This is a genomic window from Sediminicoccus sp. BL-A-41-H5, assembly GCF_050632405.1.
Lineage (GTDB): Bacteria > Pseudomonadota > Alphaproteobacteria > Acetobacterales > Acetobacteraceae > Roseococcus.
The window spans coordinates 1,180,159-1,196,180 of the sequence record NZ_CP192601.1 but is presented as its reverse complement, the minus strand read 5'-3'; the positions used below and the strand labels follow the sequence as shown (position 1 = coordinate 1,196,180).

13 protein-coding genes are annotated in these 16,022 nt (G+C 69.7%); 7 read left to right on the top strand and 6 right to left on the bottom strand.

The annotated features are described in order from the left end of the window. Nucleotides 1-39: 39 nt before the first annotated feature. Together ACQ860_RS05960 and ACQ860_RS05955 are read right to left on the bottom strand one after the other, a co-directional pair. Complete coding sequence (locus tag ACQ860_RS05960; protein ID WP_431302496.1) at nucleotides 40-1,068, bottom strand: MBL fold metallo-hydrolase; 1,029 nt, start codon at nucleotides 1,066-1,068, stop codon at nucleotides 40-42. A 56-nt stretch (nucleotides 1,069-1,124) separates the two neighbouring features. Then, on the bottom strand, nucleotides 1,125-3,263 hold the full coding sequence (locus tag ACQ860_RS05955) for a malate synthase G (protein ID WP_431302495.1): 2,139 nt from the start codon (nucleotides 3,261-3,263) through the stop codon (nucleotides 1,125-1,127). Between the two features lie 132 nt (nucleotides 3,264-3,395). On the opposite strand from ACQ860_RS05955, the gene ACQ860_RS05950 reads away from it, so the two are divergent. The 4 genes from ACQ860_RS05950 to ACQ860_RS05935 all read left to right on the top strand — a co-directional run bounded on the left by ACQ860_RS05950 (nucleotide 3,396) and on the right by ACQ860_RS05935 (nucleotide 8,230). After that, complete coding sequence (locus ACQ860_RS05950; RefSeq protein WP_431302494.1) at nucleotides 3,396-4,958, top strand: gamma-glutamyltransferase; 1,563 nt, start codon at nucleotides 3,396-3,398, stop codon at nucleotides 4,956-4,958. 54 nt (nucleotides 4,959-5,012) lie between these two features. After that, on the top strand, nucleotides 5,013-5,651 hold the full coding sequence (locus tag ACQ860_RS05945) for a GOLPH3/VPS74 family protein (RefSeq protein WP_431302493.1): 639 nt from the start codon (nucleotides 5,013-5,015) through the stop codon (nucleotides 5,649-5,651). 60 nt (nucleotides 5,652-5,711) lie between these two features. Beyond that, nucleotides 5,712-7,130 carry a DUF1254 domain-containing protein gene (locus tag ACQ860_RS05940; RefSeq protein WP_431302492.1) on the top strand — a complete coding sequence of 473 codons (1,419 nt, stop codon included), beginning with the start codon at nucleotides 5,712-5,714 and terminating at the stop codon, nucleotides 7,128-7,130. A 113-nt stretch (nucleotides 7,131-7,243) separates the two neighbouring features. Then, nucleotides 7,244-8,230, top strand: coding sequence for a Bug family tripartite tricarboxylate transporter substrate binding protein (locus ACQ860_RS05935; protein ID WP_431302491.1), 987 nt, complete (start codon nucleotides 7,244-7,246; stop codon nucleotides 8,228-8,230). A gap of 148 nt (nucleotides 8,231-8,378) precedes the next feature. Here ACQ860_RS05935 and rutA read toward each other — a convergent pair whose 3' ends face one another. After that, a complete protein-coding gene (gene rutA / locus ACQ860_RS05930; RefSeq protein WP_431302490.1) occupies nucleotides 8,379-9,461 on the bottom strand; it encodes a pyrimidine utilization protein A in 1,083 nt (360 codons plus the stop codon). A gap of 146 nt (nucleotides 9,462-9,607) precedes the next feature. Here rutA and ACQ860_RS05925 point away from each other — a divergent pair, with 146 nt between their 5' ends. The 3 genes from ACQ860_RS05925 to ACQ860_RS05915 are packed head-to-tail and all read left to right on the top strand — an operon-like array spanning nucleotide 9,608 to nucleotide 12,589. Next, complete coding sequence (locus ACQ860_RS05925; RefSeq protein ID WP_431302489.1) at nucleotides 9,608-10,264, top strand: GOLPH3/VPS74 family protein; 657 nt, start codon at nucleotides 9,608-9,610, stop codon at nucleotides 10,262-10,264. 59 nt (nucleotides 10,265-10,323) lie between these two features. Further along, complete coding sequence (locus ACQ860_RS05920) at nucleotides 10,324-11,556, top strand: hypothetical protein (protein WP_431302488.1); 1,233 nt, start codon at nucleotides 10,324-10,326, stop codon at nucleotides 11,554-11,556. 55 nt (nucleotides 11,557-11,611) lie between these two features. Further along, the gene (locus tag ACQ860_RS05915; protein WP_431302487.1) at nucleotides 11,612-12,589 is read left to right on the top strand and encodes a Bug family tripartite tricarboxylate transporter substrate binding protein; all 978 of its coding nucleotides are present in this window, start codon (nucleotides 11,612-11,614) and stop codon (nucleotides 12,587-12,589) included. Between the two features lie 9 nt (nucleotides 12,590-12,598). Here ACQ860_RS05915 and ACQ860_RS05910 read toward each other — a convergent pair whose 3' ends face one another. Genes ACQ860_RS05910 through ACQ860_RS05900 form a run of 3 tightly spaced genes read right to left on the bottom strand, consistent with a single transcriptional unit; the run spans nucleotide 12,599 to nucleotide 16,022 of the window. Further along, nucleotides 12,599-14,335, bottom strand: a complete 1,737-nt coding sequence (locus tag ACQ860_RS05910) for a hypothetical protein (protein WP_431302486.1) — start codon at nucleotides 14,333-14,335, stop codon at nucleotides 12,599-12,601. Further along, the gene (locus ACQ860_RS05905; RefSeq protein ID WP_431302485.1) at nucleotides 14,332-14,739 is read right to left on the bottom strand and encodes a GtrA family protein; all 408 of its coding nucleotides are present in this window, start codon (nucleotides 14,737-14,739) and stop codon (nucleotides 14,332-14,334) included. The genes ACQ860_RS05910 and ACQ860_RS05905 overlap by 4 nt, the downstream gene beginning before the upstream one ends. After that, on the bottom strand, nucleotides 14,730-16,022 hold the full coding sequence (locus ACQ860_RS05900; RefSeq protein WP_431302484.1) for an NAD(P)/FAD-dependent oxidoreductase: 1,293 nt from the start codon (nucleotides 16,020-16,022) through the stop codon (nucleotides 14,730-14,732). The genes ACQ860_RS05905 and ACQ860_RS05900 overlap by 10 nt, the downstream gene beginning before the upstream one ends.

The window sequence follows — 16,022 nt, the reverse complement described above, 5'->3', positions numbered from 1 at the left end:
CGGCGGGCTTATGCCATGCCGCGCCCGTCCTGGCACCCGCTAGGCGGGTGCGATCTTCTTCCAGGCCGCCATGCCGCCTTCGAGGTGCACGGCCTGGCCCAGCCCCGCATCCTGCGCCGCCTGCACCGCCATGGCCGAGCGCTCGCCGAAGGCGCAGAAGAAGACCAGCCGCTTGCCAGTGGCCGTCGCCAGCTCATGCAGCACGCCGCCCGCGCCGATATTCTCCGCGAGGTCGGGGTAGGGGGCGTGCAGCGCGCCGGGGATGCAGCCATGGCGCTCGCGCTCGGACTTCTCCCGCAGGTCGATCAGCACCGCACCGGGTTGGCCGACCAGCGCCCGCGCCTGCTCGGCCGTGACGGCCCAGCCGCGGCGCGCCACCTCCTCCTGGTGCAGGCCCTGGCGGAGATTGGCGGGCACCGCCACGTCCATCATCTTGGGGTTGGGCAGGTTCAGCCCCGCCATCAGCGCCGCGTATTCCTCCACCGAGCGCACCTGCAGGCGCGGGTTGTGGCGCCGCTCCTCGCCGATCGTGCTCACCGTGTCGCCCTTGTAGTCATGCGCGGGGAAGACCAGCGTCTCGTCCGGCAGTTTCAGCAGGCGGTTGAAGATGCTGTCATATTGCGCCCGCGCGTCGCCATTCTGGAAATCGGTCCGGCCCGTGCCGCGGATCAGCAGCGTGTCCCCCGTGAAGACGCGGTCGGGCAGGGTGAAGCTGTAGCTGTCATCCGTGTGGCCGGGCGTGTAGATCACGCCGAGGCTGATGCCCTCGATCGAAAGCCGGTCGCCGTCGGACACACGCATGGAAACCACGTCCACGCCGCTCTGCTCGCCCATCACCGTGATGCATTTCGTGTGGTCGCGCAGCGCGCCGAGACCGGTGATGTGGTCGGCATGGACATGCGTGTCCACCGCCTTCACCAGCTTGAGGTCCAGCTCCTCGATGAGCCTGAGGTAGCGCTCCACGCGCTCCAGCACGGGGTCGATGATCAGCGCCTCGCCCCCCGGCCGGCTGGCCAGCAGATAGGTGTAGGTGCTGGAGGTGCTGTCGAAGAGCTGGCGAAAGATCATGAAAGCCTCCCCGTTTCCGGGGAGGCTAACAAGAAAGGCCGATGGCCAGGAAGGCTTCAGGCCGCCTTGGCGAGGCGGCGGTACTGGGTCAGCAGGAACTCGGTGTAGCCATTGGGCTGCGCGGCACCTTCCAGCACCAGCGCGCAGGCCGCCTTGAAGGCCACACCGTCGAAATTGGGCGCCATCGGCGTATAGGCCGCATCGCCCGCATTCTGCTTGTCCACGATGGCGGCCATGCGCTTCATCGTCTCCATCACCTGCGCCTCGGTCACGATGCCGTGGCGCAGCCAATTGGCGATGTGCTGGGCGGAGATGCGCAGCGTCGCGCGGTCTTCCATCAGGCCGACATCATGGATGTCCGGCACCTTGGAGCAGCCGACACCCTGGTCGATCCAGCGCACCACATAGCCCAGGATGCCCTGGGCGTTGTTGTCCAGCTCGGCCTGGAGGTCATTGGCCGGCCAGTTGGTGTTGCTGGCGACGGGGATGTCCAGCAGTTCCGAGAGCTTGCCGCGGCGGCCGCCGGCGGCGATCTCGGCCTGGCGGGCGGCAACGTCCACCTGGTGGTAGTGCAGCGCATGCAGCGTGGCGGCGGTCGGCGAGGGCACCCAGGCGGTGTTCGCACCCGCCTTGGGGTGGCCCACCTTCTGCTCCAGCATCGCGGCCATGGCGTCCGGCATGGCCCACATGCCCTTGCCGATCTGCGCGCGGCCGCGCAGGCCGCAGAGCAGGCCGATATCCACGTTCCACTCCTCATAGGCCTTGATCCAGGCCGTGCCGCGCATGTCGTTCTTGCGTATCATGGCGCCGGCTTCCATCGAGGTGTGGATCTCGTCGCCCGTGCGGTCCAGGAAGCCCGTGTTGATGAAGGCGACGCGGTCCGCCGCCGCCTTGATGCAGGCCTTGAGGTTCACCGTCGTGCGGCGCTCCTCGTCCATGATGCCCATCTTGAGCGTCGCATGCGGCAGGCCCAGGATATTCTCGACCCGGCCGAAGAGCTCGACCGCCCAGGCCACTTCCTCGGGGCCGTGCATCTTGGGCTTCACGATATAGACGCTGCCGGTGCGGCTGTTGAGGCGCTTGCCGTTCAGGTCATGCAGCGCGATGGCCGAGGTGATGAGCGCGTCGAGGATGGTCTCGGGCACTTCGGCGCCGTTCCAGGTCACGCAATCGGCCATCATGTGGTGGCCGACATTGCGGACCAGCATGACCGAGCGGCCGGGCAGGGTGAGGGTGCCACCGTTGGGCGCGGTGTAGCTGCGGTCCTCGTTCAGGCGGCGGGTGATGGTCCGCCCCCCCTTCTCGAGATCGGCCGAGAGCTTGCCCGTCATCAGGCCGAGCCAGTTGCGGTAGACATCCACCTTGTCGGCGGCATCCACGGCGGCGACGCTGTCCTCGCAATCCTGGATGGTGGAGAGCGCGGATTCGAGCACCAGGTCGGAGACGCCGGCCGCATCGGCCTTGCCCACCTCGGTCGTGCGATCGATCCGCAGCTCCAGGTGCAGGCCGTTATGCGCGAAGAGCAGCGCACTGGGGGAGGCGGCCTCGCCCACATAGCCCACGAACTGCGCGGGGTTGCGCAGCGGCACGGCACCGCCGCCCTGCAGGGTCACGCTCAGCGCGCCGTCCTTCACCTGATACTTCAGCGCCTCGGCATGGCCAGCGCCCATCAGCGGCACGGCCTGGTCCAGCACCTTGCGGGCGAAGGCCACGACCTTGGCGCCGCGCGTCGGGTTGTAGCCGCGGCCGCGCTCGGCGCCATCGGCCTCCGGGATCGCATCCGTGCCATAGAGCGCGTCATAGAGGCTGCCCCAGCGGGCGTTGGCCGCGTTCAGCGCGTAGCGGGCGTTGTTCACGGGCACCACGAGCTGCGGGCCGGCCACCGCGCCGATCTCGGGGTCCACATTGGTGGTAGTGACGGCAAAGTCGGCCGGCTCAGGCAGCAGGTAGCCGATCTCGCGCAGGAAGGCCTCATAGGCGGCGGCATCGATCGGCTTCTGCGCGTGGTCGCGGTGCCAGGCGTCAATCTTCGCCTGCAGCGCGTCGCGCTTGGCGAGCAGGGCGGTGTTGCGCGGCGCGAGGTCGGCCAGCAGGCCCGACAGCCCGTTCCAGAAGGCATCGGCGGCGATGCCGGTCCCGGGCAGCACCTCGGTCTCGATGAAGGTTTTCAAGACGGGCGCGACATGAAGGCTCATCACCAAACTCCGAAGCGAAAAGGTCGCGCGCGGTTTACGCCAGATATGGTGCGGTGCGGAAGGGGTGGGACCCGTCTTGCGGCGCGGCGCGGCGCATTGGAGCATGCGAGGAGGAAACCCGCAGGAAACGCCATGTCCCTCCCTCCGCATGTCTCCCAGCATTGGATCGTCCGCAAGCCCGCCGCGCGGGGTGAAGGCGGCATGGTCGCCAGCCAGTCGCGCGATGCGGCCGAGGCGGGCGCCGAGATCCTGCGCGCGGGCGGCACGGCGGCGGATGCGGCGGTGGGTGCGGCCTTCGCGCTCGCGACCGTCGAGCCCTGGAACAGCGGCCTGGGCGGCATCGGCTTCACCCAGGTGATGAAGCCGGGCGGCCCGGCCGAAACCTTCGATTTCGGCCCCGTGGCGCCGAGGGGCCTCGACCCCTCCGCCTATCCGCTCACCGGCAAGCTGAAGAACGACCTCTTCGCCTGGCCCGAGGTGGTGGGCGACGTGAACATCCATGGCCCCAAATCGGCGCTGATTCCCTCGGCCGTCGCGGGTTATGCCGAGCTGCACCGGCGGCATGGCCGCATGCCGATCAAGGATGTGATGGCGCCGGCCGTGGCGTTGGCGAAGCGCGGGTTGAGCCAGGACTGGTTCACCACGCTGAAGGTGGCCAACAGCGCCTCGGTGCTGCGGATGTATGACGAGAGCGCCCGCATCTACCTGCCGAACGGCCTGCCGCCCGTGCCGCCCTACCAGGGCACGCCGGGCTTCTTCCGGCAGGGGAAGCTGGCCGACACGCTGGAGCGGCTGCAGCATGCGGGCCTCGCGGATTTCTACACGGGCGATGTCGCGGCCTCGATCGCGGCCGACATGAAGGCGATGGGCGGCTTCGTCACCGCGGAGGACCTCGCCGCCTGCGCCGCCGTGGTGCGCCCCGCGCTGGAGCGGAAATTCCGCGGCCGCAGCTGGATGCTGGCGAACGGCCTGACCGCCGCCCCCACCCTCTCGCGCCTCATGGAGCTGATGGAGAGCGCCCCCTATGCGGCGATTCCCGATGCCGCCTGGTACGCCCATCTCGCCCGCTCGCTCCGTGCCGCCTATGCGGAACGCCTGGCGGGCCTCGGCGATGCCGAGCCGAAGGGGGCGGATAGCTGCACGACTCATCTCACCGTGGCGGATCGCGACGGCATGATGATCGCGATGACGACCACGCTGCTTTCCTCCATGGGCTCGCGCATGGTCCTCCCGGGGACGGGCGTGCTGATGAACAATGGCGTGATGTGGTTCGACCCGACGCCAGGCAGTGCGAACGCCATCGCGCCCGGCAAGCGGCCTCTCTGCAACATGTGCCCGGTGATCGCGCTGGACGCGAAGGGCATGCCGGAATTCGCGGGTGGCGCATCGGGCGGGCGGCGCATCATGGCGGCGGTGTTCCAGGTCTTTTCCTACGCGCTGGATTTCGCGATGGAGGCCGAGGCCGCCTCGCACCACCCGCGCCTGGATGTCAGCGGGCCCGAGGGCGTCACCGCCGACCGCCGCCTGGGCGATGCGGTGATCGCCGCGCTGGCCGCCGATGCGCCCGTGGAGGTGGTGGAGCATGCGGTGATGCCGGTGAACTTCGCCTGCCCCAACATGATCCAGCAGAAGGCGGGCATGCGTGTGGGCGTGACGGACACCATGTCCCCCTGGTCGGCGGCGGTGGCGGAGTGATCCGCCCCGATGGCCGGGGGGCCGCAGGCCCGCAGGACTGAATCGGAGGCGCAAATGACACCGCTGTCCCTGCCGGAGGAGATCGTCCTCCTCACCTTCGATGACGAGACGGGGCGCAGCATCGGCCGGCAGGGCATCGCCGCTTCCATCGCGCTGGCGGGCGCGGTGATGATGGAGCTCGCCCTGGCCGGGCGCGTGGACACGGACCTGCACCGGCTGGAGGTGCTGGATGACAGCCCGACGGGCGACCCGGTGCTGGATGCCGGCCTGCCGCTGCTGCGCAGCGCGCCCGATTCGCGTGGCGCGCTGATGCTCCTGGCGCGGGAGGAGACGGGGCTGCGCCCGCGGGTGCTCTCGGCGCTCATCGCGCGCGGCCTGCTGAAGCAGGTGGAGGGCCGCGTCCTCCTGGTCTTTCCCGAACGACGCTACCTGAAGCCCGAGGACCGGCCGGAGCCGCGCGAAGTGCGCGCGCGCCTGCTCCGCAGCATCGAGACGGATGACATCCCCGAGCCGCGCGAGGCGCTGCTGGCGGGCCTGGCCCGCGCCACCGCGCTGCTGCCCCTGCTGCTGCCGCCCGCGCTGCTGGCGGCGCGGCAGGAGCGGATCCAGCTTTTGAACCGCATCGAGGCGCTGAACCGTTCGGTCGCCGAGACGGTTGGGGACCTCTATCTCTACCGGTTGCGATCCGCTTGACCGCAGCCTTCCCCGGGGCGGAAGATGCCAGGGAAGGCAACGCAAAAGGCGGGCACCTGAATGATCAGCAAGCGCAGCTTGTTCGGGGCGGCCGCGGCCGGCGGGCTTCTCGCGCGGCCCCATCTCGCCATGGCCCAAGGCCGGCCCGGCATCATCGGCAGTTTCGAAGCGGCCGAGCAGGCCTTCGTCTTCGGCCTGCCCATCGTGATGAACTACACGGTGATGTACGAATTCGCGATCGACCGGAACAGCGGTCAGTTCAAGGCGCCGTTCAACCAGATCTGGAACGACGCGCAGGTCTTCACCTGGCGGGACACGGCGGTGCCCACGCCGAACAGCGACACACCCTATTCGATGTCCTGGCTCGACCTGCGGGCGGAGCCGGTGGTCATCTCGGTGCCCGACGTCCCGGCGGGGCGCTATTTCTCGGTCCAGGTCTGCGACGGCAACACCTACAATGCCGGCTATGTCGGCAGCCGCAGCACGGGGCAGGAGGCAGGGTCCTGGATCATCGCCGGGCCGGGCTGGCAGGGCGCCACGCCGCCCGGCATCAAGGGCGTGATCCGCTCCACCACGCAGTTCGCGCTGACCATCTTCCGCACGCAGCTCTTCGGCCCGACCGACATGCCGAACGTCGTGGCGGTGCAGCGCGGCTACCGGGTGGAGCCGCTCTCCACCTTCCTGAGGCAGGCCGCGCCGCCGCCGGCACATGAGATCCGCTGGCCGCGCGTCTCGGCGGACCTCGCGAAGCACCATTTCTTCGACTACCTGTCCTTCGCCCTGCAGTTCAACGCGGCCCAGCCGAACGAGGCGGCCATCCGCGCGCGGATGGCGACGATCGGCATTGATGGCCGCGGCACCGCCATGCCGCATTCCTTCCTGGACCGGGTCGAGCTGCTGGGCGCCGCCTTCGAGGGCAATCGCAAGGTGGAAGCCGCGGTGGCTGCCGCCGGCGCCGCCATGAATGGCTGGCGCGTGACGCCCATCCCCGGCAGCCTGGAGGGCTACAACGGGGACTGGATGCTGCGCGCCGTGGCCGCCAAGGCCGGCATCTACGGGAACACGACGGAGGAGGCGACCTATCCCTTCACCCGCACCACGGCGATGGGCGAGGCGCTGGACGGCAGCACCGGCCGCTACACCCTGACCTTCGGGCCGAACCAGCTGCCGCCGGTGAACGCCTTCTGGTCGGTGACGATGTATCACGGCGGCAACCAGCTGCTCGTGCAGAACCCGATTGACCGCTACCTGATCAATTCGCCCATGCTCCAGGGCATGCGGCGCAACCCGGATGGCGGGGTGACCATCCATGTCCAGAAGGATGACCCCGGCGAGGCGCTGCGCGCGAATTGGCTGCCCGCGCCCAATGGGCCGATCTACCTCGTCATGCGCCTGTACTGGCCGAAGACCGAGACGCCCTCGCTCCTTCCCATCGGGCGCGGCGCCTGGCGACCGCCCGGGATCGTGAAGGTCGGCTGAGGCACCGGCCGCGGCATGCCGCTTGCGTAACCCTCTCCTGGAACCGCTCACCACCGCCTGACTGCATGATTTTTGTGCAATATCGCGGCGGGAGCCTGACGGAGAGATTACAGATGATGCATCGCCGCCAACTCTTGGGCGCCACCGCCGGCCTGCTGGCCGCGCCCGCCATCGCCAGCGCGCAATCCGGCGCCTGGCCGACCCGCGCCCCGGTGCGCCTGGTCGCGCAGTTCCCGCCGGGGGGCCTGGTGGACACCATCACCCGCCTCGTCGCCCCGCAGCTTTCGGCGGCCATCGGCCAGAACGTGCTGGTCGAGAACCGGGCGGGCGCGGGCGGCGTCATCGGCACCGACTACGTCGCGAAGCAGCCGGCCGATGGCTACACCTTCCTCATGACGCATGCCTCGGTGATGGTCTATTCGGCCGCCACCCTGCCGCGCCTGCCCTTCGACCCGATCAACGACTTCACGCATCTGGCCCATCTGGTCGAGGCGCCCTCCGTGCTGCTGGTGCGCGGCGACAGCCCGATCCGCACCATGCAGGACTATCTCCAGGCGGCGCGCACGCGGCCCACGCGCTATGGCTCCTCGGGCATCGGCTCGGCGCCGCACATGCTGGGCGCCATGCTGGCCGGGCAGGCGAACCTCACGCAGCTCGACCACGCACCCTATGCCGGCTCCGCGCCCGCCATGCGCGATCTCCTGGGCGGCCACATCGAGAGCCTGATCGACCCGATCACGACCAATGTGGAGGCGATGCAGAACGGCACGCTGCGCGCGCTGGCCATCTCGACGCCGCAACGCCTCACCGCCTTCCCGAACGTGCCGACCTTCGTGGAGCTGGGCTTCCCCGCCCTGGTGCAGACCCAGTGGGTCGGCATCTCGGGCCCGAAGAACCTGCCCGCGCCGATCGCCGAGCGCATCATCCGCGAGATGCCGGGCATCATGCGTTCGCCCACCATCGTGACGCGCACGACCGAACTGCAGACCATGCCGCGCGCGACGCTGCCGACGGGCGCGGATTTCGTGAACATCATCACGACCGAACTGGCCGCCGCGCGCCAGGTGGCGCAGCGCTACAACATCCAGGCCGCGGCCTGAAGCTTGCTGCGAGGCTGATGCACGTCCCTGGCGATGCCGCCAGGGACGATCAGTCTCCAACGAAAGGGGCGGGGCGCTTCTGCGCCCCGCCCCTCCATCGCCTCCGAGAGGGCGGCCCGGCGACGGGCCGCCCTCTTTTCGTCCCGCCTTACGCCGCCAGCGGCATGCGGTCCTGCCGGCACTTCATCAGCGGCTGGATCTTCTGGCCGAAGTCATCCATGCCTTTGATGAAGTCGTCGAAGCAGAGCATGATCCCGGCCACGCCGGGCATCGCCGCCACTTCATCCAGCATGCGCGCGCAGGAGGCATAGCTGCCCACGATGGTGCCCATGTTGAAGTTGATGGGGGAGGGGTTGCGCTGCACCACCGCCGCCATCGAGGTGTCCTGCGTGTTCACGTCCTGCGCCGCATGGCCCAGCAGATGCGCGAGTGCGGCGCGGTCCGCACCCTTCTCGTAGCTGTCCCACTTGGCCATGGCGGCCGCATCCGTCTCGTCCGAGATCACCATGAAGAGCATGTAGGCGCCGACGTCGCGGCCCGTCTTCTTCGCATGCTCCAGCACACGGGCGGGGACGGAGGCGGATTTCGTCGGCTCGTTCACGCCCTCGCCCAGGCAGAAGTTATAGTCGCAGTACGTGGCGCCGAACTCCATGCCGCGGTCGGACTGCCCCGCGCTGACGATCTTCACCGGCTTGCTCGGGCGGGGGCTCAGCTTGCACTTGTCCATCTTGAAATAGTCGCCCTTGAAGTCGCTCTCGCCCGTCTCCCAGAGCTCCTTCAGGATCTGCACATATTCGGTGCTGTAGTCGTAGCGCTTGCCGAAATGCGCATCGCCCGGCCACAGGCCCATCTGGCTGTATTCCACCTTGTGCCAGCCCGAGACGATGTTGATGCCGAAGCGCCCGCCCGAGATGCTGTCAATCGTGGAGGTCATGCGCGCGACGATCGCGGGCGGGATGGTGAGCACGGCGGTGGAGGCGAAGAGCTTGATCTTGCTGGTGACGGCGGCGAGGCCCGCCATCAAGGTGAAGCTCTCGAGGCCGTGGTCCCAGAACTCCGTCTTGCCGCCGAAGCCGTGCAGCTTGATCATCGAAAGCGCGAAATCGAGGCCGTAGCCCTCGGCCTTCTGCACCACCGTCTTGTTGAGCTCGAAGCTCGGCATGTATTGCGGTGCGTTTTCCGAAATCAGCCAGCCATTGTTGTTGATGGGGATGAAGACGCCGATATCCATGGGCAGACTGCCTTTCGCCTGAGAGGATTCGAGGGGCCGGAACGCCCGGCCCTGCCGCATTGCCAGCAATTCATGTGCCAGCGGTTGCCCTGGACAGACGAAGCGGCTGCGAACAACATCGCGGCAACCGATCGGAGGCCCCGCCCATGCAGCTCACCATGCCCGAGGAGATCATCCTCCTCCTCCTCGACGACAAGACAGGCCGGCCCATCGGCCTGCCCGCGCCCGCCGGCGACTACGCCATCGCCACCGCCATCCTCATGCAGCTTTCGCTGAATGGCAGCATTGATACCGACCTCGAGAAGCTGATGGTCACCAGCACCAAGCCCTCGGGCGACCCGGTGCTGGACGCGGCGCTGACCATGATCGCGACCACGCCCGGCCAGCGCGACAGCCGCCACTGGATCGTCGAGATCGGCCGCAAGACGGACCGCTTCCGCTCGCAGCTGCTGGAGAATCTCGTCGCCAAGGGCGTGCTGCGGAAGGAGGAGGGCCGCTTCCTCTGGGTCTTCCCGGACCGCCGCTACCCCAAGGCCGCCGAGGGCGAGCTGGATGTGATGGAGGTGCGCGCCCGCCTGCGCGCCGTGCTGCTGAGCAATGAGATCCCCGAGCCGCATGATTCGCTGATGATCGGCCTGGCGCGTTCCACCGGCATCATCCCCTTCATCCTGACCGCGCCCGAGCAGGAGAAATTCGCCAAGCGCGTGGACCAGGTGGCTGACCTTGAGGAACTGGGCCGCACGCTCTCCAGCGTCACGCGCGAGGTCTATGCGATGATGCTGGCCTTCGCCGGCTCGCACTGAGTGTGATGTCGGGCGGGGTTTCGGCCCCGCCCCAAAAAAGAACAAGTCTGGGAGCGCCCATGCCGCCCACCGCGCGCAGCATCCGCACGGCATCTACCGCGCGCATCCGCACGACCGACCCCGCGCGCATCCGCACGACCGACCCCGCGCGCATCCGCACGACCCACACCGGCAGCCTGCCGCGCCCGCGCGCCCTGACGCGCCTGCACGCGCGCCGCGCGCGCGGCGAGGCGGTGGACGCGGCCGAGGTCGCCGCCGCCGCGGCCGCCGCCGTCGCCGGCATCGTGCCCAAGCAGCGCGAAGCCGGCATCGACATTCCCAATGACGGCGAGCAGGGGCGCGAATCCTTCGTGCTCTACCTGCGAGACCGGCTGACGGGCCTGGGTGGTTCCAGCTCGCGCGGCGGCTTCCAGGACATCGAGGCCTATCCGGAGTTCAAGGCCGAACTGCAGGCCAGCATGGCGGGCCGCGAAGCCGCCAGCGTCACCACCAACCTGCCCGCGGCCATCGGCCCCGTGCGCTACATCGGCGAGGCGGCGATGGCGGCCGAATGCGCCCAGTTCCGCACGGCCCTTGGTGATGCGGAGGGCTTCATGGCCGCGCCATCGCCCGGCATCCTCGCCGCCATCGTGCAGAACCAGCATTACGCGACGGATGACGCCTATCTGGAGGCGCTGGCCACCGCGCTGGGGGCGGAATATCGCGCCATCCTGGATGCCGGCTTCACCTTGCAGATTGATTGCCCCGACCTCGCGCTGGAACGCCACGGTGCCTGGCAGGACAGGCCGCTCTCCGACTTTCTCGCCTTCTCCGAACGCGTCGTCGCCGCCATCAACCGCGCCATCGCGGGGCTGCCCCGCGCGCGCATCCGCATGCATGTCTGCTGGGGCAATTACGAGGCGCCGCATGACAGAGACGTGCCCTTCGAGGACATCTGGCCCGTCATCCGCCAGGCCGAGGTGGGTGGCTTCGTGCTGCCCTTCGCGAATCCCCGCCACGCGCATGAGCACCGCGTCTTCCGCCGCCTGCCGCTGGCGGACGACCAGATCCTGGTCGCCGGCGTGATCGACACGCTCACCCATTTCGTCGAACACCCGGAGGTGGTGGCCGAGCGGCTGGAGCGCATCGCGGAGAGCATCGGCGATCCGTCGCGCCTCATGGCCGGCACCGATTGCGGCTTCGACACCTCGGCCGGGCGCGGCCGCGTCGCGGCCGATGTCGTCTGGGCCAAGCTGCGCAGCATGGCCGAGGGCGCGCGTCTCGCCTCTGGCCGGCTCTTCGGCGCAAGGTGAGCCCATGTGCTGGATCTGCTCCGCAACAGGGGCCGCCACCGGGAGGAAACACAAGATGAAGCGCCGCAACCTGTTGATCGCCTCGGGCGCCGGCCTTGCCGCACCGGCCCTCGCGCAATCCCCCGCCGCCTGGCCGGGCGGCCGGCAGGTGCGCATCATCATCACCTATCCGCCCGGTGGGACGACCGATTTCGTGGCGCGCGTCGTGGCGCAGCGCCTGGGCGAGCAGACGGGGGCCAATTTCGTCGTCGAGAACCGCACGGGCGGCGGCGGCGTGGTGGGCTGGACGGCGGCGGTGCGCTCGCCCAATGACGGCACGGCCCTGCTGCTGACAGACAATTCGCTCGCCACCGCGCCGCCGCTGCACGCCAATCTCGGCTTCGACATCATGGCGGATTTCACGCCGATCTCGCTGCTGGTGGACTACCCGACCGTCTTCGTGGTGCCGGCCAGTTCGCCGGTGCGTTCGCTGCGCGACTTTGTGGAGGCCGCCCGCGGCCAGCCGGCGGATGCGAATTTCTATGGCTCGATGGGTGCCGGTTCCTCGCCGCATCTGTACACCGAATACCTGCAGGACATCGCCGGCATCCGGCTGACGCATGTGCCCTATCGCGGCATGGGCCCGGCCTTCACCGATCTGCTCGCCGGGCGCATCGGGCTGCTCATCGCCGCGCCGCCGACGGTGCTGGGCGCCATCCGCGACGGGCGGGCGCGGGCGATCGCCATCGGCACCCAGGGCGGGCGCATTCCCGCGCTGCCGGATGTGCCGACAGCGCGCGAGCTCGGCATCAACTTCAGCTATTCCTTCTGGTACGGCCTGCTCGGTCCGCGCGGCATGGAACCCGCGCTGGTCGCCCGCATCCAGGAGGAGATCGGCAAGGTGCTGGCCTCGCCCGAGCTGCGCGACCGCTTCGTGCAGCAGGGCGGCACGCCGGTCGCGGGTGATGGCGCGGCACTCCGCGCCGTGATGGAGAGCGACCTCGCGCGCTGGAGCGAGGTGGTGCGGGCCAAGAACATCACGCTCCAGAACTGAGGGCGGGCCTCACTCCGCCAGCGTGACGGCGCCGGGCAGGGGGCAGGCCGCGCCGGGCTCGGCCAGGCCATAGGCGCGCAGCGTCGCCCCCGGGCCGGCCAGCGCATGGCCGGTCCAGCCCACGCGCGTGTCCGGCACGGCGCCGCCCGTGGCCCTTGGCACATCCAGCCGGCGCAGCGGGCCGCGTGCGAAGCCCACGACCGCGCCCGCATCATTCACCAGCAGGATGCGGCCGAGCCGGGTGCGGCGCCCGCCGTCCCAGGCCCAGCCGCTCACCGTGGCGAAGGGCGCGGGGGCGGCGCCTTGCAGCCTGGCGCGGTCGAAGACGCCGAGGCAACGCCCTTCCGGCAAGAGGCGGAAGAGCGACCCGATGGGGCGCCCCAGCCACTCCCCTTCGCGGCCCGCATGGATGGAGAGGTTCCGCTCGCGCAGGCCCCGCATGCCGGGCTCCACCGCCTCGGGCAGCGGATAGACGGCGCGGAAGGCGTCATCATCCCGCACGCCGAGGAGCAGCGCCGTCTCGGCCGGGTAGCGCGCCGCGACGAAATGCTCGAGCGCGAGGAGGGAGCGCGGCTGCTGCAACGTCAGCGCCGCCGCCGCCGCCACCAGGGCGGCGGAGGCGGCGAGTGCGGGGAGCTTCCCGCGCCGATGCAGGATCACTTGGAAGGAGAGCAGCAGCAGGCACCAGAAGAGCAGCGCGGGCGTGCCGTAGCGTGGGCTGGTGGCCTGGATGTAGCCGAAGCCGTGCCGCCCCGCCGCCGTGACGCCCGCCGAGGCGAGGATGAAGGCGAGGCCCGCCAGCAGCGCGAATTCCACGGGGCTCAGCGCGCGCCGCCACAGCAGCGCCCGCAGGCCGAGCCCGGCGGCCAGCAGCATCCCCGCGCCGCCGATCACGATGGAGGATAGGAGGCCCCCGCCATCGGCCGTGATCGGGTGGCGCAGCATCTCGGCGAGTGGCCGGCCGAGGAACACCGCCATATAGGTCGCGACCCGCCAGGGCACGCGCAGGGCATCGAGGGGCGAGCTGTGATGCTCCGGCGAGACATGGCCCGCGATGAAGACCCCGAGCAGCAGGGCGCTCACCGCCGCATAGGCCGCGACCTGGCGCCAGGGCCGCCCGGCCAGCAGCGCGAGGGCGGCGGCGATGGGCAGGACGAAGACGCCATTGGCCATGGTCAGCGTGGCGGCCGCGCCCAGCAGGCAGGCGGCGAGCGTGGCGGCGAGGCCGGTGCCGCCCAGGAAGACGACGGCGAAACAGGCTGTCGCCAGCGCGTAGACGCCCACGAACTGCGTCTGGAAGCCCCAGGCGAGGTTCTCGTATTGCAGGCTGGAGAAGCAGGCGCAGAGCGCGAGGCCGAAGGCCACCACATCCGGCCGGCGCCACTCGCGATTGCCCGCGGTGACCATCCAGCCGAGCAGCAGGGCGTGACCCAGCTGGATCAGCAGGATCGTGCCGATGTTCACGGCATTGCCGCCGCCGAGCCTGAGATCCAGCAGGAAGCCGAGCTTGGGCAGGAAGATCAGGTGCTCGTTGTGGCGATGGAACAGCGAGTCCCGGAGAATCCCGGCCGTCGTGTAGTCGAGCTGGTCCATGAAGGGCATGGCGGTGTGCGAAAGCCAGATCCCGCGCAGCACCAGGATAAGGGAGAGCGCGGCGCCGGCCAGCGCGGCCGCCGAAAGGGCCAGCGCGGGCAGCGTCCAGCCGTCGCGCAGCAGGCGGGGGACGAGTTGGCGGAGCGCGTTCATGCGTCGCCCTTGCGCCGGAAGGTGAAGGCCTTGTGCATCGCGTAGCTGGTCAGCACGGTGCTGCCGACACCCGCCATATGCGCCAGCGTCTCGGCCTGCCAGGACCAGCCCAGCGCGGGCAGCAGCCAGCGCGCCAGCAGGATGGACACCGCCCAGACCTGGGCGGCGGCCACCGCATTGACCAGGATGAACCGCCCCGCCTCCTCCCGCGTGCCGCGGCCGGATCGCTCGAAGACGAAGCGACGCATCAGCAGATAGGCGGTGAGCATGCCCACGCCATAGGCCAGGATGATCGCGGGCGAGTACGGCATCACCTGGCTGAACAGGATGCGCGCGAGCACATTGGCGGCCGCCGCCGCGCCGCCCGAGAGGACGAAGCGGAGCAGTTCGGGTGTCAGTTGCATGCGTCCTCGGCCATGCGGCGGCCGAGGCGGATGCTCTCCGCGATGCCGCGATCCTCTGGGTAGTAGTAGCAGGTGTCGGCGATCTGCAGGCCGAAGATGGGCGTCTGCACGGGCGGCAGCGTGTCCAGGAAATTCGGGCCGCAGACCGGCTGGGCGTGGCGCAAGCGGCCGACCCGCGCCTCCACCAGGTCAGCGCGCGTGACCGCCGGGTTCACGCGGGCGATGCAGGCGAGCGATTCCGCGATGAGCTCCTCGTCGCTCCAGCCCCAGCGCGGCTGCGTCACCGGCATGTAGTAGGGGACGTAGACGATCGCGTCCTCGCCAGCCGCGGGGCGGAGGTTGCTGAACTCGATGATGCCGGGGATGGGGATGTCGTCCTCGACGATGTTCACCCAGAAATGCGGTGTGACGCGGCGCTTGAGGCGCAGCAGCACGCAGCAGACGCCGATGTTCTCGATGGCCGCGTATTGCGCGCGGAGCGCCTCGGGCAGGTCCGGCACCAGGCGCGGGATGAGGGGGGTGGGCACTGTGGAGATGACGTGATCGGCCGGCACCTCGCGCCCCGCGGCGGTGCGCACGCCGGTGACGCGGCCCGCCTCGGTCAGCACCTGGGCGGCGGGTTCGCCCAGCGCCACGCGGCCGCCCTTGCCCGTGATGTCGGCCATCAGCGCATCCACGAGCGTCTGCGAGCCGCCCTCGATATGGCCCAGCTCCTCCTGGAAGATGGAGCGGCGGGAGCGGCCGATGCGCCGCACGCGCGTCGCGATCCAGGAGGCGGAGACATGGTCCGCATGCTCGTAGAATTTCAGCGCCATGAGGCGCTTCCAGAGCGTGTCGTAGACCTCGCGGCCCGAGCCCGCCTCGATCCATTGCCGCGCGGTCAGCCGCTCGATGGCGGAGAAGTCGTTCTGCTTCGTGGTTAGGAACATCTGCAGCCCGGTGCGGAACTTCGCCGCCCAGGAGAGATGCGGGAAGCGCAGCAGCGAGACGGGATCGCCCCAGCGATGCAGCCCGCCGCGCATGAAATAGGCCATGGAGGTCGGCACCCAGCGCATCGCGTCGCCGAGGCCCAGTTCGCGCAGCAGGGAGAAGGTGGGTTCGTCGCTCTTGCAGACGAAATGGTAGAAACGCTCGATCGAGACGCCGCCGAGATCGAGATGCGCCGCCATGCCGCCCGGTTCGCGATCGGCCTCGATCAGCTCGACATCGGCGCCGAGCGTCGCGGCGCGCTGTGCCGCGGCAAGGCCCATGGCGCCGGCGCCGAGGATGACGATGCTGGGCAT